Below are 21,822 nucleotides of genomic sequence, written 5' to 3' on the forward strand. Positions count from 1 at the left end.
ATATCTGTTTTTTAGCTGGGCAAATTCGGTTTGGTACTTTATCTATAAAGCAATAAAAAAAACATTGCATGGGATTATAAGGGATTAAAGTTTTAGCACCACGATTATACTTTTTCGTTGATGATTTGACCAATGAAAATGCTAAATGGAGAATCTCAATATATTTATTTCATAGCCTTTGAGCATAATTTTTTTAAACAAAATTGATAGTTTCGTAAAGCTTTGATACAATCAGGATTGAAATAGTAGTAAATTTCAGTTATTTCAAAGTCCATTTCAGTAGCCAATTATTCCGTTTCGGTAAAGATAAAAGTCAGATGTCGGCTTCTCGTTCATTTCTTTGTATTAATAAATATAAATAATTGAACCAGAATATTATGAAAAAATATTTTTTTCCAGCTGATTCCAAAAAACGAAAAACCGGAATCAGATTAGCGGGTATTGCCCTTACTGCATTGCTGCTAGTTTCAGCCTTTGCGTGGTCTGCAGGTCTTATTGGGCAACGTAATACGACCAGAACATTTTTAGAGAATACACCGGATTCATTTCCGGCAGGATACCGTCGGGCTCACGGCAAAGGTATTTGCTTTGAAGGCACTTTTCACGCTTCTGGAAATGCTGTGCCATTATCTATAGCACAGGTATTTGGACAGAAAGATGTTCCTGCAGTGGGTCGATTTTCTTTAGGTACCGGCAATCCGCACGCGCCGGATAATTCCAGCCGTACAGTAAGTATGGCTTTGATGCTGACATCTGCTGATGGCGAACAGTGGCGAATGAAATTGAATAATAAACCTTTTTTTGGCACTCGGGATGCCGTAGGATTTCTAAAACAAATTGAAGCTTTTAAGCCCGATCCTACAACAGGAAAACCTAATCCTGAAAAGGTTGCAGCTTTTCTTAAAGAATACCCTGAAGCAAAAAAGTCTATGGAATATGATGCCAAGGCACCCTGGACTAAAAGTTTTGCAGGCTCGGAATATTATGTTATCAATGCATTTCTTTTAATAGATTCCAACGGAAAAGAACATCCTGTTCGTTGGTCAATGCGTCCGCACGCTCCCTTTGTTTCGATGAGCGCAGAAGAACGAAAAAAGGCTGGCCCAAACTATTTATTTGATGAATTGAAAAAGCGACTGGAAAAAGCTCCTCTTTATTGGGATCTGGTATTGACTATCGCTGAACCCGGAGACCCTGTCAACGACCCCTCCCAACAATGGCCTGCAAACCGTAAACAAATCATTGCAGGGACTTTGGAAGTTAACCGTGTTTTTGATCAGGCAGAAGGTGGGTGCAGGGATATCAACTTTGATCCAACGCTTGTGCCGAAGGGAATTGCGTTGTCTGATGATCCTGTTTTAGCAGCAAGGGCAGGTATATATTCTCATTCGTACAATGACAGGGTAAGAGAAATCGGTTATGGCAAAGCGACCGATGCTGTAGGAAAACCTAAAAAAGACAACTCTCAAAACAAATAACGATGAATAATAAAAAGCTGACTCAGATGCCTCCTTCATCTTTTAATATTACGGCGCGAATCCTACATTGGCTGATGGCCGCAATGATATTAACAATGTTATTCGTGGGAGTAGGAATGATGACATCATTAACATTAAGGCCTTGGCTGCTGGATTTGCATATACCGTTGGGAGTAGCTGTACTGCTGCTGGTAATTGTCCGTTTGATCAACCGCCTGACCAGACCCGTTCCAAAGCTTCCCGGTGAAATGCCGGGCTGGCAGAAATATATGGCTACGATACTGCATTGGGTATTTTATGCGCTGATGTTTGCACTGCCTCTTTCCGGCTGGGCACAGCTGTCAGCCGGTGGCTTCCCGGTGAGGCTTTACCCGGGTTTCCATCTTCCCGCGATATTAGAACAAAACCCAACTTCTTATGCCTTGTTGCACGATTCACACCGGATAATGGCTTGGGCGTTTTTCTTTATGATAGTCGGGCATCTTTCTGCGGCCTTGATTCACGGGTTTATTTACAGAGACAACATTCTGCAATCAATGATAGGGCAAAAAAAGCTAACTGATAAATCTGAGGAAATCTGTTCTGACCAATAAACTTAAGAAGGGCAAAATGCTATCGGTGTAAAAGTCTTTGTATATTTAAATTCTCATTTTTTAATTTATAATGAATTTTAATAATATAATTCGACTTAACAATTGAGATCTATTTTATGAAGAAAGAACAAAATGCATTTTTGAATAACCGCTGGAAACGAATATTGATTGTTTGTTTTGCCTTTTTAATGATGTACCTCATTTCATTCATCATCGATCCGTTCTCTCCTTACTGGGGCAATTTTTTTAAAAGGGATTGGACGAAAGTAAGCCGGGATCTTGCAACCTCTTTTATTTTTTGCTTTATTGTATCAGAAGTGAGCATTCTCATCAGCAACAGGTTTAACCAAAGTGTTCCCTGGACCAATTATCCTGGAAAGCGTTTTACGATTGAAATATTTCTGAATCTTTTTGTAATCCTGGCAGTACAGCTGATTATTAACTTTTTCAAATCGAGGATGAATGGAAAACCTCTGACTTTTGGATTTGGTCCGGGAGGATCCGTAGAAGAGGCAAGAGGGATGATCCAGTGGCTTGTCGTTAGTACTATTATTGCACTATTTATCGTAGGAATTCATATTGGCAATTACCTGATATCAAATTGGAAAAACGAGGCATTAAAGGCTTCAGAGCTTAAGCAGGTAGCATTGGATGCTGAGTTACAGTCATTAAAACTTCAGATAGATTCACATTTTGTATTCAATAATCTGAGTGTATTGTCTGAGACCATCCTCAAAGATCAGATGCTGGGATATGCATATGCTGAAAACTTTTCCCGTATATACCGTTACCTTCTTCTAAATGCTAAAAAAGATATTATTACGCTGGAACAGGAGCTTAAATTTTTAGAGTCTTACCGATTTCTTATTGAACACCGGTTCTCTAATGGGGTACAGTTTCATATCTCTGCAGATGAGTCATCAAAAAATCTTTATATGCCGCCTCTTACCTTGCAGCTTCTTGTCGAAAATGCGTTAAAGCACAATAAAACGAACCGAAAAGAACCACTGATCGTACGCATCAGTACTGATAATGCGCAAACATTGACAGTTGAAAATAATATGCTGCCAATTGCAAAGGTTCAAGATTCTTTTGGTATAGGATTAACCAATATAAAACGTAGGTATCAATTGCTGTCAAAACGGCCGGTTGAGATCAGTAAAGCCAATAATTGTTTCAAAGTAACCATACCACTTCTTAAACTATGATGACAAGCAGGATTTTAATTATTGAAGACGAGATTCCCAATGCAGAAAGACTTGTTCGTCTGCTTGGTAAAGTACGACCAAATGCAGAGATAGTAGCTGTTATTGAAAGCGTTGCGGAAAGTGTGGAGTGGTTTAATGAAAATGAGCAGCCCGATGTTGTGATGATGGATATCAGGCTGTCTGATGGATTAAGTTTTGAAATTTTTGAAAAAGCGGAAGTCCTTTGCCCCGTTATCTTTACCACTGCATATGACGAATATGCAGTCAAGGCGTTCAGGTATAACAGTGTTTTTTATCTTTTGAAGCCTATTGAGCAGGATGAACTGAATATGGCTATAGAAAAACTCGAAGCAAAGACGATTGTAAAAATTGATCGTACATTAATGGAAACTCTTTTAACTTCTCTGAAGCCACAAGGTTACAGGAATCGTTTTCTGATATCATATAGAGATAGTTATAAGACTGTACTCGTTGATGATATAATGTACTTTTATTCAGAATTTAAAATGACGAAAGCCAGGCTGGCTAATGGTGAGGAGGAAATAATTCCGGAAACGTTGGAAGAACTGGAACAGCAACTTGATCCCAAATTATTTTTCAGAGCCAACAGGCAGTATATTATAAACATTAATTCTATTTTACAGATCAGCAATTATTTTAAGGGTAAGCTTAAAGTAAAACTAAAAAAAAGCGATGAAGCAATTATCATAAGTCGAGAAAAATCTGCACAATTTAAATCTTGGATCGGTTACTAATCAAGAGGTTGTCATTACGAAAATAATATTATAGCAATTGAGATTTTAGCTTAATAATATATTCTAATTTATTGTAAATTAAATGTTAAAATAAAGTATGGTATATAAAATATTTCCTCGTCACGTAGTCATTTAGAATTAAAATACATTGAAATTATATTGTAAAATTCTGGTAGCCACAAATTTCAATGTAGAAAAATCGAGATATAAAAAAACTTTCATACAACTGAGTTTGCGTAAGTGCACAATAACAAAATCGGTTCTTTAAATGTTCAAGCAAGTACAGTTAATTGAGTAAATTTTAAATAGACTGTTTTTTAATGATTGTCAATAGTTTCATCGCAGCCGTTTTTCCCATTTCATAGCCGTCGTTAATGATACATTCATAGGAATCGTCCAGATATTTTGGAAGAATTCCCTCCGTTATGGCAACGACTTTAGCTTTTGGGGAAGCCGTTTTTTTATTGACAAGGGAACTGTGCAGTCCGGCAAGAGTCTCATCACTCATTACAAAGTAACCGTCGAAGTCTTCATAATCAAAGATGATACTCATTTTCTCCTTTACCATATCGGCGGAATTGCAGTAGATGATCTTGCACTTTACATCTTTGTGCTTATCGATAACCTCTGAAAAATGATTTTTACGGGTTTGTGATATTTCCAGGTTTTCATCCCCGAAAATAGCAACAATATTTTTACAGCCAGCTTCTATGAGCTTTTGGGCGGCAGTTTGCGCATAAAGCCTGTTGTCAAATATCACCTCTTCAAAGACATTTTGTGGAATGGTCTTGTCGAAAATGACCAAAGGAAGTTCCAGCTCCTTAATTTTATTGAAATGGGTGAGGTCCTTTGTCTGTCTGCTGAGAGAAATCAGGATGCCATCCACCCTTGAGTTGATACAGGTAAGCAGATTTTCCTCTTCCATTCCCAGAGATTCTTCCGAAGAAAGCACAAAAAAGTTATAGCCTTCCGAATGTAGCACGGAGGAAATCCCTTTGAATCTGAGTTATTTCGGAAGATTGTTTGAGCAACATTTTGGCATGAAACCCAAAAGATGGAGCACGCAGCATCGATTGAAAGACAAGTGAGCTTCTATATGATCGTATATAGAGCAGTGCCATTGTACCGAAAATGCAAAGTTGATGTCTACTTCAAGTAGTTTTCTCTGGCCTCGTTCAGCTCATTGCTGTTAAGGGCGATCCATAACCAGAGTGGAGTGACCTGCACCAATAAACCACGGCCTAAAGTTGTCAATTCATATTCGACCTTTGGCGGGACTTCCGGATGGACGGTTCGTAACACGAGTCCGTCTCTCTCCAGTTCCCGCAAGCATTTGGCCAGCATCCGTTGACTGATACCCCTAATGTGGTTCTCCAGGTTTGAAAAACGCATTTTACCATCTATTCCCAATGCGTGAATGACAAAGAGTGACCATTTGTTGCCGACATGATTTAGTATATCATGTTTGAGCTGATCCTGATCTTTGTTGAGCACCTTGCAAATGTCGTCCCAGGCATTTACGATTTCTTCATCCGTCATCGGTCTTTCCATAGAGTATATTTAACGCTAATAAAGATAGATTTTTCTGATGATAAAACTTTTGCTAAAATAAACTTTCTAATAAATATACTTGTAGGAAATAAATTTTAGCCTCCATGTAAAATTAATATGACTAAAACTCAAAAAACTAACATCGATGTAAGTAGCTCACAGTGAGGTATCTTATTGTTTTCAGGATTTGAACATCGTAATTTTGCATAGGAAAATGAATTCATTAGAATGGATCCGAATTTTAATTATTGGAATATGGAAAATACATCAATTTTAATTTTGGGCGCAGGCGAGTTAGGGATGCCTGTCATCAGAAATATGGCAAAAAAGGCTAAAAACTATAATAACGTTAAAGTGACTCTCTTGCTGAGAGAAGCGACGATTAATTCTGAAGATCCGGATAAGAGAAAGAATGTCACAGAGATCCGGGAATTAGGCGTAGAATTGCTTGCAGGCGACCTGTCCGCTTCCTCTGCTGAGCTTATCGATATTTTCAGAAATTACGACGCTGTTGTTTCATGTACAGGTTATGGAACAGGCGCAGGAGGTTTTCAGCTGAAATTGGCCAATGCTGTACTGGATGCCGGTGTCAAAAGATACTTTCCCTGGCAGTTCGGAGTAGACTTTGAGGAAATAGGACGCGGAAGTGCGCAGGACCTTTTTGATGAGCAGCTTGATGTAAGAGAGCTTTTGAGATCGCAAAGTGCCACAAGATGGGTCATCATCTCCACAGGCATGTTCACCAGTTATCTTTTTGAACCTTTCTTCGGTATTTTAGATCTGGAAAATAAGTCGATCAATGCCATTGGCGGATGGGATACGGCAGTTACATTGACGACACCGGATGATATTGGCCGTCTTACCGCTGAGATCTTCTTTACAGAACCGCAGATAGAGAATGAGATCGTCTATATTGCGGGTGATACGATCACCTACAGAGATCTTGTTGATATTGCAGAATCATTATCAGGCCAGAAGTATGAGCGTACACTTTCCGATATGGGAGAGATCACAGATGACCTTAAAAACGATCCCGACAATTTCGTTAAAAAATACCGTTCTATATTCGGAGCAGGAAAAGGTGTTTCTTGGCCATTAGAGAATACCTTCAATGGGAAGAAAGGAATTCCGACAACCTCCGCCAAGCAATGGGCAAAAGATAATATTGACTGGGAGTCTTACCATAAATAGTAGGAAAAGTATAATGGATCCAACAAATTATAATTGTTATCCGGTAAATTGAATTACAAAGTTTGTTGCAGATCACAGTTATAAAAATGTCATTTTTTAATCCCGGGATTATGTGTCAAGAGTTACATTATTCCCAGACAATCAATATGAGGTATAGGATAAAGCCTATACCTCATATTGATCTTATGGTTGGCTACTTCTTTACAACCCGTCGAAATAGATCTTTTTGATCTCTTTGACAGAAGCTTCCGCTCCAATTTGCTGACGTCTATCGTAAATTGCCTGAGCCTTTGTTCCTGCAAAATAACGCAACTGGTCTTTTTGGTCGGTTGCTGCTTCAAAGATCACTTCCGCAATCTCATCTGGTGAAGAATCGGGTTTGATCATACTAAGCATTTTTTCTTCCGCTGAATCATAGTACGGTAGTGCGGTGACATCTGAATTATGGTTAAACAGCTCCGTTTTCGTGGCGCTCGGAGCAACGGTCTTAACATCGACACCAAACATCGACAGCTCTATGGAAAGACATTCGCTCCAGCCTTCAACCGCCCATTTCGTACCATTGTAAATACTGGTGAACGGGAAGCTGGTATGTCCGCCGATGGATGTTATATTGATGAACAGTCCATTTTTATTTTCTCTGAAATGAGGTATAAAAGCTTGTGTTACCCGAACTGTTCCCAGAAAATTCGTTTCCACCTGTTTCACGATGTTCTCATCGGAAAAGGATTCCAACGCACCCATCAGCCCATATCCCGCATTGTTCACGACCACGTCGATCGGTCCTAGCGATAAAGCTTTTTCTACGGTTGACCTGATCTGTTCCAGATCAGTAACATCCAAAGGCAAAAGAATAACATGGTCCAATTGATCAAGTTCCGTTTCCTTTTCGGGATCGCGCATTGTAGCGATGACCTTCCAGCCTCTTTGTTGAAATAATTTAACGGTTGACTTGCCTATTCCTGATGAGGTTCCGGTGATGAATATTGTCTTCATTTTATAAAATTTTAAATGTTCTTTTACAAAATTACTGGCAAAAAGATATACATTTGATACCTGTATACAAAAGTATACTTAAATTATTATGACGGAAAAAAAACATTATTTCCAGGAAAAGATCAACGCCATCCAGGATACTATGTTTGTCATCGGTGGCAAATGGAAGATGCCGATTATCCTTTCTATCTATCAAGGCAATACAAGATTCAATGAAATTTTAAATTCAATACCGAAGATAACCAACCGGGTTTTGTCTAAGGAATTAAAACATCTGGAAGAAAATCTATTGATCGACAGAAAGGTCACAGACGATTATCCGGTCAAGGTAGAATACACTATGACGGATTATGGATTAAGCTTACAGGAAATTGCAAAGCCCCTGGAAAAATGGGGAAGAGATCACAAGAGGAAGATCAGGGAAAAATAATCATATAGGATATAGGTCATCAAAGGTGTTTTGATCAACAACTGAAATTGATCAGAATACTCTTTGTTATATTTCTAGGCGATCATCTGTTAGAGGTGAATAAACAGTCTGTCTTAAAATCCCGGATACTTTTCTGGATTGATCATTTGAAAATTTCTCCTGTGTAGGGTATACTTAAAAATGACAATCAAACAGGCTGTCTAAACTTGTTTGATTTTCGTAATATATTGTTTCAATTCTGTTACAACAGACTTCGGCAGTCATTCTAATTTTGTATCATAATAAGATCAAGATATGGAAACAGACAAAGTATGGTTAGTAACGGGAGCATCCAAAGGAATGGGGCTTTCACTGGTGAGAAAACTTATCGAAAGCGGTTATAGGGTCGCTGCAACAAGCAGAAAGGCGCAGAGTTTAATGGAGGCTGTCGGAGAATTTGACAAACAGCAGTTCTTACCGCTGGAAGTAGATCTGACAAGCGGAGAATCTGTCAGCAAGGCATTTGAAAAGACTGTCGGACACTTCGGGAAAATAGACGTTTTGGTCAATAATGCGGGCTATGGCATCGGTGGGGCCGTGGAAGAATTGAACCAAAAAGAGATCAGGGATAGTTTTGACGTCAACGTTATGGCTGTAATCAAGACGATGCAATCGGTCATGCCGTACTTCAGGCGACAGAAGTCAGGAAATATTATCAATATTTCTTCTATCGCAGGATTCGCTCCGGGAATCGGCTGGGCCATGTACGCCGCAACAAAATATGCGGTAACGGGACTGTCCGAGGTCATGGCAGAAGATGTGAAAGAGTTCGGTGTTAAAGTGACAGTGGTGGCGCCGGGCGCTTTCCGGACGGAGTTCCTGGAAGAAAGCTCCCTCGTTTTCGCTGAGAATAAAATTGAAGGATACAATGCGATTAGAGCTTCACACCAAAAATACGCTGCCATGAACGGAACGCAGGCTGGAGATCCCGACAAGCTGGCCTGTGTCCTGATCGATCTTGCTGAAAATCCGAATCCGCCGGTACGCTTGTATTTGGGAAGCGATGCCTACAACCGTGCAAAGTACAAGATAGGCTTGTTATCAGAGGAACTGGATATCAATAAGGATATTTCATTTTCTACCGATTTTTAAATGACCATCTGAATCTAAATTAATAACGCTGCCATTCGAAAGTGGCAGTGTTTTTTTTGTTTGATTTTTGTATATTTATTACATGGAGAAAATGCAGTCACTGGAAGAATTTTACCAGTCCAAATTTGACCGGGTACCTGAAAATATCCGTAACGGGGTAGGGCACTTCAATGTCTTTACCATCGATGAGTATATCGGTAAAAATGCTAAACCATTGGTCTACAGCCGGAAAGATTATTTTAAGATCACCCTGATCGTCGGCCGAAACCGGATCCATTATGCTGACAAGGTCATTGATATTCAAAAGCAGGCAATTTTTTTCACCAATCCGCAGATCCCTTACAAATTTGAATGGATCGATGGTCAGAAGGCAGGATTCTTCTGTGTGTTTACACCTTCTTTTTTTCATCATTTCGGAAACCTGAATGATTATGAAGTTTTTAAACCTGACGTGACACCTGTCTTCGAGCTGACCGATGAGCAATTGGAAGATGTAAGGCAGATTTACAAAAAAATGCAAACTGAATTGGCCTCGGATTATGCCCATAAATATGATCTGTTGAGAAACCTGGTGTTTGAATTACTTCATTATGCACTTAAAATGAAACCGACTTCAAAAGCTGAAAAACAACAGGCTAATGCTTCTCAGCGGATCACCCATCTGTTCCTTGAGCTGTTGGAGCGTCAGTTTCCTATCGAAGATGCGAGACAGCGGATCAACTTCCGTTCGCCTTCTGAATTCGCCGGTCAGCTTTCCGTTCATGTCAATCACCTCAACCGGGCCGTTAAAGAGATCACTGAAAAAACGACTTCGGAGGTCATTGTGGAGCGTTTGTTACAGGAGGCAAAGATATTACTGAGACATACCGAATGGAATGTTGCCGAAATTGCCTATTCACTGGGGTTCAAAGAGGCTACGCACTTTAATAATTTCTTCAAAAAGAATATGCAGATGACACCGATGCGGTTTCGTGCGATGGATTAAATAAAGGAGTAAGAATAGCGAGTAATTTGATATACTGAGTTTGTCGGATAATAAATGTTTACAGTCAATATCATTTACTTACTTTTATTTTCAGATCAATTTTTTTCTAGGCAACCCAATCTCAAATTCTTGCGGATAAGGAGCGCGAAAAGTCAAGCTCACATCTTCCCGCAGACCATTTTCAACTTCCTTCGCTTTTTCCTCATCCATTGAATATCTGGGATCAGCAATAAGTGGCATTTTTGCCATTTTTGTTATGGTAATAGTCGGGAAATGATAATCCACTTCAACGGTTCCTAATAGAAGATAAATTCCACCCTCTTTAAAAGGAAACTTCGAAAGGCTGTCCGGAAAATGAGCTGTATCAAAATAGTCGCCATTGGCATCAATCCAGGTTCCGAAATACATATCGTCTCTATTTCCATATTTATTTTTGATAGGAACGTGTTTTCTGGAAATCAGATAAGCTAACATTCTCACCTGCTTCTTATGGTACTTCAAAAGATCTTTAACCATTACATCGCCTCTGTATTTGATCTTCAATAAATCGAAAATAGAATAAGACACAGGAAAGCCCAATATTTCAATTTCGTCGAACGCATCTTCAAAAGGATCTCTTTCTATAAGAGGTAGCTGATAATCTTTTTGAGGTTCTTCAAATAAAGAAATGATCTTCGTTTTGTATTGATTTTTTGACAAAAGAAACCTTGCTTCGATCAATAGCTCGTGTTTCTGTTTGCCTGTGAATCTGAAAGCCCCGACAAAAATAAGTGTCTGTAAAGTTTCAATACCGATGTTGACTCTTTTGACAAAATCTTCTAACGATTTGTAATCACCATGTTCTTTTCGTTCCTGAGGAATAAATAGTTTAACGGCAGCTTCCAACTTCTCAATATGCATCAACCCTAAGTACACATCTGTTCCATATACCGTAGTTTGAAATTCGCTAAGGTTTACACAAGGATTATGAATTTTAGCACCAGCCATTTTGGCTTCATGGACATAAACTTCGGTTCTGTAAAACCCACCGCCATTATTAATTGCGGATACCATAAATTCAATAGGATAGTAGGCTTTCAGATAGAGACTTTGATAACTCTCCACGGCATAGGAGGCAGAATGGGCTTAACAGAAAGAGTAGCCGGCAAAAGATTCGATCTGTCGATAGACCTCTTGTGATAATTGCTCAGCGTGACCTTTTTTCTTACAGGATTCAAAAAAATCATCTTTTAATTTTTGCAAAGCTGACAGTGATCTTCCTTTTCCGCTCATCGCCCTACGCAGAACATCACCATTCTCTGCGGACACTCCGCCATAATGAAGAGCGATTTTGATCACATCTTCCTGGTAGACCATGATGCCATATGTTTCACCCAGTTCCTTTTCAAACACTTCATGGAAATATTCAAACTGACCGGGATGGTTATGGCGGAAAATATACTCCCGCATCATACCGCTTTGTGCTACACCCGGACGAATAATGGAAGAGGCGGCAACCAATACTTTGTAGTTGTCGCATTTCAGCCTCCGCAATAATCCACGCATCGCAGGTGATTCAATATAAAAGCAGCCTATCGTTTTTCCAATACTTAGAAACTCGTTGCATCTAGCTTCATTTTTTGAAATCGTTGTATCTTCAATATCGACCGTAACCCCTCTCTTTTCTTTAATCAGGTTAACAGCATCTTTAATGGTGCCTAAACCTCTTTGCGAAAGGATGTCAAATTTTTCGAGGCCTATTTCTTCAGCAGTATGCATATCGAACTGTACAATCGGGAATTCTTTCGGTGGAAATTCAAGAGCCGAATAATGGGTAATCGGTTCCTCAGAGATCAGAATCCCACAGGAATGCATACTTCTTTGATTAGGAAAACCGATCATCATCTGTTCGTATTTATAAATTTCCTGAACTACAGCATTCTGATCATGCTGTTCTTTCGGTTTTTTCGATAGCTGATCCAGTTCATCTTTAGGCAGTCCGAATACTTTTCCCAGCTCCCTGAACCTTGATTTTCTTTTAAATTCAACGTTGGTTCCGCAAAAAGCCACGTGATCCTTGCCGTATTTATCAAAAATGTATTCCAAAATAGCATCCCGGTTCTTCCAGCTCCAGTCGATATCAAAGTCAGGAGGCGTTTTCCTGTTGAGGTTCAAAAAGCGCTCAAAGTAAAGATCCAGTTCCAAAGGGCAGATATCAGAAATACCTAAACAATAGGCAATAATGCTGTTGGCTCCGCTTCCTCGACCCACATGCATAAATCCCATTCGGTTACTGTACTGGATAATGTCCCAGGTAATCAAAAAATAACCACAGAAATTCAACTGATCAATCACGGTCAGTTCTTTTTCAACCCGTTCAACGGCCTGCCTGTTTCGATCAGGGTATCTTCGGGCCAATCCTTCATAAGCCAGTTTTGACAGTAATTTAAAATCACTTTCCTTGCTCTCTGTAAAATGCTTTTTATTCTTGGGTGTTTTAAAATCAAAATTAAAGCTGCACTCATCTACAATGATTTTGGTGTTCTCAATGATCTGGGGGTAGTCTGTAAATTGATCCAAAAGCTTTTTCTTATCGACAAAGGATTCATTGTTTCTGCAATGATCCGTTTCAGCCAGTTTTGTAAAGAGCGTATTGCCATCGATCGCACGCAGCACTTTATGAAGTTCATATTCTTCATCCGTCTTAAAAGTTACCGGATGCAGGATAACCATTTTGTGGATCAAAGATCTGAGTTCCGGCTTGACCAATAAATTCAATTCATCCTGCCTGATACCTATAAATTCGTGTTCCGATAATACTTCAGGGATATTCTGCAAAGAATAGATGACGAAACAGTTTTCCAATAAAGGATTAACTTTAGGAACCTCGATCCCGTCACAATTATAATCAGTCAAAAGCTTGTTGACCTCTGCTATCCCTTTAGGATTCTTCGCTAAGCAGATATAATTCGGTTCATTTTCAACCCTGACATCAACACCGACAATCGGCTTAATACCTCTATCTTGGCACAATTTATAAAACTGGTAGATCCCGGTTACGGTATTAATATCGGTGAGTGCCAAAACCTTCAGCTGATATTCCACAGCCAGCTGAACCAGATCTTCAACAGAAATAGTCCCATAACGAAGGCTATGATATGTGTGACAGTTGAGAAACATAATGTATATATTCTATTGAGTTAAAAAGCCGGAAGCCCTTCCAAGGCTTTTAGCACCAAAACGGTCTTTCATTTTATCCATTGCCTGATATAAGGAGATCAGCTCTTCGGTATCTTCAAAAAGATCCATCTGATGGCTTCCGTGCACCAGCCCTGTAAACCTGACTCCGACAAGACGAATCCTCATCCTTCTCGTATATACTTTCTTAAAAAGCTCAAGGACATATTTCAGCAAGGTATGGTCGGCTGAGGTGTAGGGCACTTTGCATTGTTTGGTTTCCGTATCAAAGTTGGCGTAGCGGATTCTTACCGAAACAGTAGAGGTCAGCCATTTTTCTTTTCTTAACTGGTAGCATAATTGTTCTACCATTCCGCAGAGAATGCTGTTGATATGCAGCACATCGATCGTGTCTTCTGTAAAAGTAGTTTCGGTTGATATTGATTTTCGTTCAGAATATTGCACTACAGGATCGTTGTCTATGCCATTGGCTTTTTTCCAAAGCTCAATTCCATTTTTTCCAATCATTTCCTGCAAAACATCTACAGGCATTTTGGAAAGCGTTTCAATCTTTCTCACGCCCAATCTGGAAAGCAGCTGAAAGGTAACATCGCCAACCATTGGAATCTTTTTGACAGACAAGGGATTCAAAAAAGGCTGGATCTCTTTCATTTTCAATTCTAATTTTCCGGGTTTAGCTTCACCGGTTCCTATCTTTGAAACCGTTTTATTCGTAGATAGTGCAAAGCTGATAGGTAATCCTGCTTGTTTCTTGACAGCTTCGGCAATTTCAGATGTCCACTGATAACATCCGAAAAACTGATCCATTCCGGAGAGGTCAAGATAAAATTCATCTACACTGGCTTTCTCCATGACCGGTACTTTTTCCTGAATAATTTCCGTTACCACATGAGACATCTGGGAGTAGTATTCCATATCTCCCTTGATTACCATAGCTTCGGGACATAAACGCAGTGCCATACGGATGGGCATTGCAGAACGGACACCGAATTTGCGAGCTTCATATGAGCATGATGCCACCACACCGCGGTCTCCACCTCCTATGATTACAGGCTTTTTGTCCAGTACAGAGGCTCTCAGCCGTTCGCAGGATACAAAAAATGTATCTAGATCCATATGTGCAATTGCTCTTTCCATTTGACAAAATTAGATACTAATTGTATCATTTTTTATATATTTACAGATACAAATTGTATCAATGTCAATTTTTTCAGAAAACATCAGGTATTTAAGAGCTCAAAAAAAAATTTCACAGCAAGAGCTGGCTGAAAAAATTTTTTTGAGCAGAGTGCGCTATTCAAAGTATGAAGATGGTCGTTCAGAGGCTCCTTACGAGGTTTTGATTAGAATTTCCGAATACTATAGTGTCAGCATTGATCTTCTGCTGACTGTAGACATTAGAAAATTTCCTATCGATGGAATTGTTGAACTTCCTGATAAGAGAATCCTTCTGCCGATTAGGGTCGATAATGAAGGTAATGATCAGATTGAGATTATTCCACAAAAAGCCTCAATGGGTTACTTGAACGGCTACGGAGATCCGGAATACATAGAAAGTCTGGAAACTATATCGTTGCCTTTCCTAAAAGGTGGTAAGTTCAGGGCATTTCCTGCTGATGGCGATTCAATGCCTCCCTATAAGAATGGTACTTACATCGTAGGGAAATATGTGGAGAATCTTTCAGAGTTGAAAACGGATAGAACTTATGTATTCATTACAACTAATGACGGTATCAGTTATAAAAGGTTTCAGTTTCACGAAGCAGATGGGATCTGGGTTAAAGCTGATAATCAATTTTATGAGCCCTATAAAATTCCCTTATCGGAAATCAAGGAAATCTGGGAATTTGCCTGCAGCATCAACACAAAGGAATATGAACCCGATGAGGTTGCAGAGCATCATATGCAAAAATTTATCACAGAGATTAAAACGGATATAAAACAGATCAAAGAGAGATTCGGAGATAAGAATTGAATCAGCTTTTGGGTAAAGTGCATATGGATTGCATAAAACCAATCTGTTGATTAAAAAACTTCCCCGGAGGGGAGGGAAGTAAAAACACAAATGATGAAAAAACTCCCTGTTAAGAGAGGTTGACAAGTATATAGATAAAAACGAATTACATATTATGACTCAGCTCAGTTTATTCGATTCCGAAGAATTATACGAGTTTCCAAAAGACCTTTTGGAATACAAGGAAAATTTCCTCAGCAGGGAAGAAGCTGATCTTTTGAAAGACAAGCTTCTTAAAACTGCAACCTGGGAACAACGAACTCAGAAAATGTATGATAAGATGGTGTTGACACCACGCCTGACCGCATGGTATGGTGATGCAAAATCTTATGATTCAGCTGACAATAATACGACCAAAAGAAATGAATGGACACCCGAACTATATGCTTTAAAAGAAAGAATTGAAAAAGAGTTTGGGTATCAGTTTAACGGTGTTCTATTAAATCTTTATCGTGATAATAATGATTCAGTTGCGTGGCACAGAGACAAGGAAAGCAGATATGGGAAACGCCCTGTAATTGCATCCATAAGTCTTGGACAAACCCGGAACTTTGATTTCAGAAAAAAAGACCATCACCAAAGCAAATACAGTCTGCCGCTTCCTCACGGATCATTGCTTATTATGAAAGGTGACCTACAAGAAAACTGGGAACATAGGATCGCTAAATCAACTATTCCAATGAAGGAGCGCATCAACCTGACGTTTAGACTGATTAATATAGCCTAAAAATAATACGCAAATGCGAAATATAATGTAGTATGAGCAACGATATGTAAAGCTCCAAAGGAAAGTTTGGAAATTCAGCTTATTGATGAGCAAATTAAGAATGCTCTTTCTGAGATTATGGATCTCTTTTTCATTTATAGATCCACTCACTTTCTATACAATTTGCAAAAGAAAATCTGCATAAAAAGATGGTATTTCACTTTTTTTTATTTCATCAGCTACATATTCGACGTTATAATCAAGTTTGACGATTTCACTGTGAATTTTATTATGATCCATAGAGATGATACAATACGTCGCTTTCCTGTCTTCTTCTCTGCTTCTTCCTACGGAGCCTGCATTGATCAAAGTAAAATCATTGATTCTCTTAATGTAAGATAAATGGGTGTGGCCCATGACAAGAACTTGTACAGAATGATCTCTGAGATAACGGAGCATTTCCTCATTGGGATGATCTTCATAAATATATTCTTTATTATCGTTGATACTTCCATGAACAAGCATTATTTTATGTTTTGTATAATTGATATTGAAAGATAATAGAATATTACTGGGAAGAGATTGTAACCATTCGATATTTTTAACTGTTATGGTATTTTTGGTGTGATTAATTGCTTCATATCTAGCTATCGTTTCAGTTTCAGAATGATGCGCAATTGGAAGAATCTCTTGTTTAAACGCTATTCTCTCATCGTGATTTCCTAAAATGCACGGTATACCAAGACTTCTGATGAGATCTATAACTTCATTCGGCCATGGCGCAAAATCAACCAAATCACCTAGACAGAAAATTTTATCGATCTTACGCTGATTGATGTCATTAAGTACAGTATTTAGAGCAATGATATTTCCATGAATATCACTAATGATAGCTATCTGAATCATTTTATAAGGATTTTATTAGATTAAATTATCGCAATATTGCAGCTTTAACTCCGGATATTATAATTAATCTTTGTTATGGTAATGGCGCAGGATTATTTGTTTAATATTTTAATCCAAGAAACATTGATAACTAAAGTTTCAAAGTTTACAGCATCCCTTTTTTTGAAAGAAAAACAATACATAATGCCAGACTGCTCCATAGCAGCATCTGCAAAAGAGCAAAATGCCATCCTCCCATGCTCCAGCTTAAAAGACCAAAAAAAGTGCCTGTTCCCGCACCTATAAAATATGTGGTCATATAGACCGTATTCAGTCTGCTGTGCGCACTTTCGTTCAGACTATAAATTCTTGTGAAATTAGTGATCTGTGTAGCCTGAACACCAATGTCCAGAAAGAAAATGGCTACGGATAGTACCCAGATAGAGGTAGGAAAAATTAACATTGAAATTATGCTGACCAGGATTAAACTGACGGTAAAAAAAAGATTTTTGAAGACATTACCTTTGTCTGCAGCTTTGCCAAAATAAGGAGCAACAAGGGCACCTCCAATAGCAATAATCCCAAACATTCCAATTGTTGATGAAGAATAATTAAAAGGCTCACCATTTAAATAAAATGTTAAAGTCGTCCAAAATGAACAAAAAACTCCAAATGTAAAAGAACCTAATAAAGCTGACTGTCTTAAGATTTTAAAGTTTGCTATAAGACCTAGAGTTGATGATAGTAACTTTGCATAACTCCCTTTGAATTTAGCTTCAAAGTCAGGCAAATAAAACCACATTAATAAAGAACTTACTGAAACCATTACCGCAGAAAATAAGTAGATACTATGCCAGCCCCACCAATCAGTCAAACTTCCTGCAATTACCCGTGAACTTAGAATTCCACAAAGTATTCCACTGAAAACAATACCTACGTTCTTGCCTCTGTTCTCTTTATCTAAAACTGCTGCCATAGGAAGTATGATCTGGGCCGGAGTTGACAAAACACCTATTAAAAAGCTTAATATAAGGAGTATTTGCAAACGCTCTGTAAAGGATATGGCTACTAATGATGAAATCAGTACAGTACAAATTAAAAGAATAAGTTTTTTTCTATTGACTTTATCTCCGAGTGGTAGTAGAAAAAACATCCCCAAACCATATCCTACCTGTGTCAAAACAGATATTTTACCAACCATACTTTCACTACTTCCCGTTGTCTCCGCAATTTTACTGAGTATCGGTTGGCAATAATATACATTAGCCACTATTGACCCTGCTGAAAATGCCATCACAGGAATGGTCAGTTTATTTTTTATCATAAATTTTTGACTACAAACTTAGTGGTGAAACATTATATGAATTTTGTATATTTTAATAAATATTTTGTATATTTTGCTAAATTTTCAAAGATGAAACTTGTTCAATTTGAGCCACTATTTATAAGGCATTTTCTTATGGATCATTGGCCTTTTCCTGTCCATAATCATAATCACTATGAATTGATATTCATTTCTGAAGGTTCAGGAATTCACACGCTCAACAATACAGCCGGCAATTATCAGGGTGGTTCCATTTTTTTTCTGGCTCCGGAGGATACTCATGATTTTAATATTAAATCCACTACACAATTCAGTGTTTTAAAATTCCATCCTTCTGTACTTAATGGTGGGATCAATAAAAGTGATTCCGACTACTGGGAGCATCTACTAGTATTTCTGGCAAGAGAATGGAATTATATTCAAGGTCCGAATATTGAATCCGAGATTTTTAGAGCTATAAAAAGTATTGTCCAAGTAATAATATTTCATTGGAAAGATCACACTGAAAAAGTGACTGAAATTCACTGCCATCTCCTTCGTAGCCTTCTTCTAATCATGGATCAGTATATAAGGGAAGTGAAAGATTATCACTCGGCTTCACATGGATATGTTTTGATTGAACGCATCCAAAACCATATTCATAATCATATTAATTTTCCTGATAAATTAACTGCGAAATATCTTGCTAATGCTTTTGGAATGTCAGAATCCGGATTGAGGTCTTTCTTTAAGAATAAAATGGAAATATCACTTGCAGCTTATTGTAATGACTTAAAAACTGAGATGATTAAATCCAGAATTATAAACAGTGAGCAAACATTTTCACAAATTGCCTTAGAATTCGGGTTTACGGATGCCAGTCACTTCCACAAGTTCTTTACGCGACATACTAAAAGTAGTCCATCTGAATTTCGGGCTAGTAGCAGGTTAACAAAATAAACATCTCATAATCATTAATCATTTTTATATTTTTTGAAGCTTATCAGAATGACTTTTAAATTTCAAATCCGTTTTTTCCAAATTTAGTGCACTGATGCTTCTATAGTAAGGAATTTATGCTTGATTATTGTTTAATTAAATTCTCTCAAACAAACCCAAAATTAAGTAAATCCGTCGTTCAGCGCTATTCTTCCGCTGATTTATGTTAGTGACCAGGATCTGCCTAATCATAATTTTTTCCTGTCAAAATAAAACAATAAATAATTAAAATTAATTTGATAGTCTTTTTTGTATATACTTAAACTTTATTTTTTATAATTTTTGTTTTAGTATCAAAAAAACATACCTTTGCAACATACTAATCGGTATGTTTTATGACAAAAGGAGAAATTACAAGATCTAACATTCTAAGGAGCGCCTTGAATCTGATATACAAAAAAGGGTATCAAGCCACTAGTATTGACGACATTTTACAAATAACTCAGGTTACCAAAGGCGCGTTTTATTATCACTTTCGTAATAAGCAAGAAATGGGTATGGCATTAATTAGTGAAACTATAAATGAGCAGATTCTGCCGTTTATACTAAATTCATTGTCGAAAAGTACCGATTTCAAGAAGAACATGTACGATACGATGCATGGACTATTGTTAGACCATTCCTTCATGACAGCTGAAAACGGATGCCCAAATGTGAACTTAATTCAGGAAATGGCACCCTTGTCTGAAGCCTTTAGGAAGGCTTTGTTAGTGTCATTAAACAAATGGAGTAAAGCAATTGAAAATGAGATAATAAGATGCCAGCTTGCAGGGCAGCTTAGTTCAGATCATGAAGCAAAAAAAATTGCACTCAACATCCTAACTCAATATCATGGCGTAAGGAATATGGGTAAAATATTGGGAAAAAAATATTACTACACATTTTTAAAAGAATTTAAAACTTACATAAATTCTCTAAATTAAATTGATTAAAATGTTATCAATTGTCCGTGCTATTTTGACATCTTTATCTTTTTTAATTTATAATCTGCAAACTAAAAGCATTTTTTTTTAATTAAAAACATACTAATTAGTATGTTTTGTATGAGCTTAAGTTTAAAAACATACCAGTTGGTACTTTTATAATTCCTTTTATGAACAAAATAATTTTTTACAACAATTACTTATTCAAAATGATAAATAATCGATCAGGAGAAAATCTTTTGCAAAAAAGTATACAAGTAAAAATCAGAATTATTAATCTCCTTATAAATGAGAAATCCAATTTTAGACTATTAAACATTTATACAATTTCAAATATTTTAATAAAAATTTCATGAAAAAAACTGTAATAGGTGGCATGTTCGCCATCGCTGTATTGCTGGGTTGTAAATCCGGTGATGACAAAACAGAGTCAGCAAACATACCCTCGGTTCCTGTCGTAACCGTTAATCCAGGCAATGCAATGGTCTATCTGGAATATCCTGCCAAAATGGAGGGACAAACTGATGTTGAATTACGAGCTCAAGTGTCTGGAATTCTCGAAAAAATCTATATCACGGAGGGATCTTACGTAAAAAAAGGGACACCTCTGTTTCAAATTGATCAAAGACCTTTCACAGAAGATTCCAATTTTGCTCAAGGTGAGTTGCTTGTTGCAAAGGCAGATCTCATGACAGCAAAGTTGGAAGTCGATAAACTTACACCTTTGGTTCAAAACAAAGTTGTTTCACCATATCAGTTAAAGACTGCTCAAGCATCCTATCAGGCATCAATTGCAAGACTCAAACAGGCAAAAGCAAAGGCGGGCAATGCTAAAATAACACTTGGTTTTGCTACTATTAAGGCGCCGGTTAGTGGCTTCATAGGTAGATTATTTAAAAAGACGGGGAGTATTATTTCTCCTTCTGATGTACAGCCTTTATCATATTTATCCGATAACAGAGAAATTCACGCCTATTTTTCCATCTCTGAATCAGATTTTGTAACCTTTAAGGACGGACTCCAAGGGGCATCAATTGTAGAAAAAATAAAAAATGCTCCTGCTGTGAGTATCATTCTTTCAGGAGGACAGGTATATCCTCAGGCCGGTAAACTGGATATGGTCGATGCTGTTTTTGACAAAACAACAGGAGCAATAACCTTACGTGCAACATTTCCCAACGAGCAAGGTTTACTGCGTTCCGGAAATTCAGGGCGAATAAAATTGGGCCTGCAGCAATCGAACGTTATCGGAATTCCACAATCCGCAACTTTTGAAATGCAGGATAAACTATTCGCTTTTGTGGTCGATCGAAATAACAAAGTCCGACAGGTAGCCTTAACCATATCAGGAACGTCGGACACAACCTACTATATATCTGAAGGACTAAAAGCAGGTGATCAACTCGTGTTAAAAGGAATGGAGTCTCTAAAAGAAGGCATTGTGGTGAAACCTGAAAAGGCGACAGAAAAAATAGCTAAAATAAATATCAACTAAAG

At 37.9% G+C, this 21,822-nt stretch carries 19 protein-coding genes and 1 pseudogene; 13 read left to right on the forward strand and 7 right to left on the reverse strand.

Annotation, left to right across the window (positions count from 1 at the left end):
* Window positions 1-377: 377 nt before the first annotated feature.
* The 4 genes from J2Y40_RS03720 (at window position 378) to J2Y40_RS03735 (ending at window position 4,034) form a co-directional block, all read left to right on the forward strand.
* Window positions 378-1,478: a catalase family peroxidase gene (locus J2Y40_RS03720; protein WP_309997103.1), complete on the forward strand. Its 1,101-nt coding sequence runs from the start codon at window positions 378-380 to the stop codon at window positions 1,476-1,478.
* A gap of 2 nt (window positions 1,479-1,480) precedes the next feature.
* A complete protein-coding gene (locus J2Y40_RS03725) occupies window positions 1,481-2,071 on the forward strand; it encodes a cytochrome b (protein WP_074234364.1) in 591 nt (196 codons plus the stop codon).
* Between the two features lie 116 nt (window positions 2,072-2,187).
* Window positions 2,188-3,279, forward strand: coding sequence for a sensor histidine kinase (locus tag J2Y40_RS03730; protein WP_120214046.1), 1,092 nt, complete (start codon window positions 2,188-2,190; stop codon window positions 3,277-3,279).
* A complete protein-coding gene (locus tag J2Y40_RS03735) occupies window positions 3,276-4,034 on the forward strand; it encodes a LytTR family DNA-binding domain-containing protein (RefSeq protein ID WP_221408301.1) in 759 nt (252 codons plus the stop codon). Before J2Y40_RS03730 ends, J2Y40_RS03735 begins: the two co-directional genes overlap by 4 nt.
* 301 nt (window positions 4,035-4,335) lie before the next feature.
* Here J2Y40_RS03735 and J2Y40_RS03740 read toward each other — a convergent pair whose 3' ends face one another.
* Complete coding sequence (locus J2Y40_RS03740; RefSeq protein WP_309997540.1) at window positions 4,336-5,025, reverse strand: substrate-binding domain-containing protein; 690 nt, start codon at window positions 5,023-5,025, stop codon at window positions 4,336-4,338.
* A gap of 155 nt (window positions 5,026-5,180) precedes the next feature.
* A complete protein-coding gene (locus tag J2Y40_RS03745) occupies window positions 5,181-5,585 on the reverse strand; it encodes a helix-turn-helix domain-containing protein (RefSeq protein ID WP_309997110.1) in 405 nt (134 codons plus the stop codon).
* 255 nt (window positions 5,586-5,840) lie between these two features.
* Here J2Y40_RS03745 and J2Y40_RS03750 point away from each other — a divergent pair, with 255 nt between their 5' ends.
* On the forward strand, window positions 5,841-6,776 hold the full coding sequence (locus J2Y40_RS03750; protein ID WP_309997112.1) for an aromatic alcohol reductase: 936 nt from the start codon (window positions 5,841-5,843) through the stop codon (window positions 6,774-6,776).
* Window positions 6,777-6,977: 201 nt separating this feature from the next.
* Here J2Y40_RS03750 and J2Y40_RS03755 read toward each other — a convergent pair whose 3' ends face one another.
* Window positions 6,978-7,772, reverse strand: coding sequence for an SDR family oxidoreductase (locus tag J2Y40_RS03755; protein WP_309997115.1), 795 nt, complete (start codon window positions 7,770-7,772; stop codon window positions 6,978-6,980).
* Window positions 7,773-7,860: 88 nt separating this feature from the next.
* On the opposite strand from J2Y40_RS03755, the gene J2Y40_RS03760 reads away from it, so the two are divergent.
* The 3 genes from J2Y40_RS03760 to J2Y40_RS03770 all read left to right on the forward strand — a co-directional run bounded on the left by J2Y40_RS03760 (window position 7,861) and on the right by J2Y40_RS03770 (window position 10,318).
* Window positions 7,861-8,202: a helix-turn-helix domain-containing protein gene (locus J2Y40_RS03760; protein WP_074234333.1), complete on the forward strand. Its 342-nt coding sequence runs from the start codon at window positions 7,861-7,863 to the stop codon at window positions 8,200-8,202.
* A gap of 294 nt (window positions 8,203-8,496) precedes the next feature.
* Complete coding sequence (locus J2Y40_RS03765) at window positions 8,497-9,333, forward strand: SDR family oxidoreductase (protein ID WP_309997118.1); 837 nt, start codon at window positions 8,497-8,499, stop codon at window positions 9,331-9,333.
* 82 nt (window positions 9,334-9,415) lie between these two features.
* Window positions 9,416-10,318 (forward strand): helix-turn-helix transcriptional regulator, encoded by a 903-nt coding sequence (locus J2Y40_RS03770; protein WP_309997120.1) that lies wholly within the window; start codon window positions 9,416-9,418, stop codon window positions 10,316-10,318.
* 90 nt (window positions 10,319-10,408) lie between these two features.
* Here the strand turns inward: J2Y40_RS03770 and J2Y40_RS03775 are convergent.
* Both J2Y40_RS03775 and dinB read right to left on the reverse strand, forming a co-directional pair.
* A pseudogene (locus J2Y40_RS03775) lies at window positions 10,409-13,477 on the reverse strand (DNA polymerase III subunit alpha).
* 12 nt (window positions 13,478-13,489) lie between these two features.
* Window positions 13,490-14,632 carry a DNA polymerase IV gene (dinB, locus tag J2Y40_RS03780; protein WP_309997121.1) on the reverse strand — a complete coding sequence of 381 codons (1,143 nt, stop codon included), beginning with the start codon at window positions 14,630-14,632 and terminating at the stop codon, window positions 13,490-13,492.
* 61 nt (window positions 14,633-14,693) lie between these two features.
* Between dinB and J2Y40_RS03785 the strand changes: the two genes are divergently transcribed.
* Window positions 14,694-15,470 carry a LexA family transcriptional regulator gene (locus J2Y40_RS03785; RefSeq protein ID WP_309997123.1) on the forward strand — a complete coding sequence of 259 codons (777 nt, stop codon included), beginning with the start codon at window positions 14,694-14,696 and terminating at the stop codon, window positions 15,468-15,470.
* A gap of 154 nt (window positions 15,471-15,624) precedes the next feature.
* Complete coding sequence (locus J2Y40_RS03790) at window positions 15,625-16,236, forward strand: alpha-ketoglutarate-dependent dioxygenase AlkB (protein ID WP_309997125.1); 612 nt, start codon at window positions 15,625-15,627, stop codon at window positions 16,234-16,236.
* Window positions 16,237-16,389: 153 nt separating this feature from the next.
* On the opposite strand, the gene J2Y40_RS03795 is transcribed toward J2Y40_RS03790, so the two are convergent.
* Together J2Y40_RS03795 and J2Y40_RS03800 are read right to left on the reverse strand one after the other, a co-directional pair.
* Window positions 16,390-17,121: a metallophosphoesterase family protein gene (locus J2Y40_RS03795; RefSeq protein WP_309997127.1), complete on the reverse strand. Its 732-nt coding sequence runs from the start codon at window positions 17,119-17,121 to the stop codon at window positions 16,390-16,392.
* Window positions 17,122-17,266: 145 nt separating this feature from the next.
* On the reverse strand, window positions 17,267-18,424 hold the full coding sequence (locus J2Y40_RS03800) for an MFS transporter (protein ID WP_309997129.1): 1,158 nt from the start codon (window positions 18,422-18,424) through the stop codon (window positions 17,267-17,269).
* Window positions 18,425-18,514: 90 nt separating this feature from the next.
* Here J2Y40_RS03800 and J2Y40_RS03805 point away from each other — a divergent pair, with 90 nt between their 5' ends.
* The 3 genes from J2Y40_RS03805 to J2Y40_RS03815 all read left to right on the forward strand — a co-directional run bounded on the left by J2Y40_RS03805 (window position 18,515) and on the right by J2Y40_RS03815 (window position 21,820).
* Window positions 18,515-19,363: an AraC family transcriptional regulator gene (locus J2Y40_RS03805; protein ID WP_309997132.1), complete on the forward strand. Its 849-nt coding sequence runs from the start codon at window positions 18,515-18,517 to the stop codon at window positions 19,361-19,363.
* 374 nt (window positions 19,364-19,737) lie between these two features.
* A complete protein-coding gene (locus J2Y40_RS03810; RefSeq protein ID WP_309997134.1) occupies window positions 19,738-20,325 on the forward strand; it encodes a TetR/AcrR family transcriptional regulator in 588 nt (195 codons plus the stop codon).
* Between the two features lie 352 nt (window positions 20,326-20,677).
* The gene (locus J2Y40_RS03815) at window positions 20,678-21,820 is read left to right on the forward strand and encodes an efflux RND transporter periplasmic adaptor subunit (RefSeq protein WP_309997136.1); all 1,143 of its coding nucleotides are present in this window, start codon (window positions 20,678-20,680) and stop codon (window positions 21,818-21,820) included.
* Window positions 21,821-21,822: the final 2 nt, after the last annotated feature.

Source organism: Chryseobacterium sp. 2987, from assembly GCF_031456375.1.
GTDB classification, from domain to species: Bacteria; Bacteroidota; Bacteroidia; order Flavobacteriales; family Weeksellaceae; genus Chryseobacterium; species Chryseobacterium vaccae.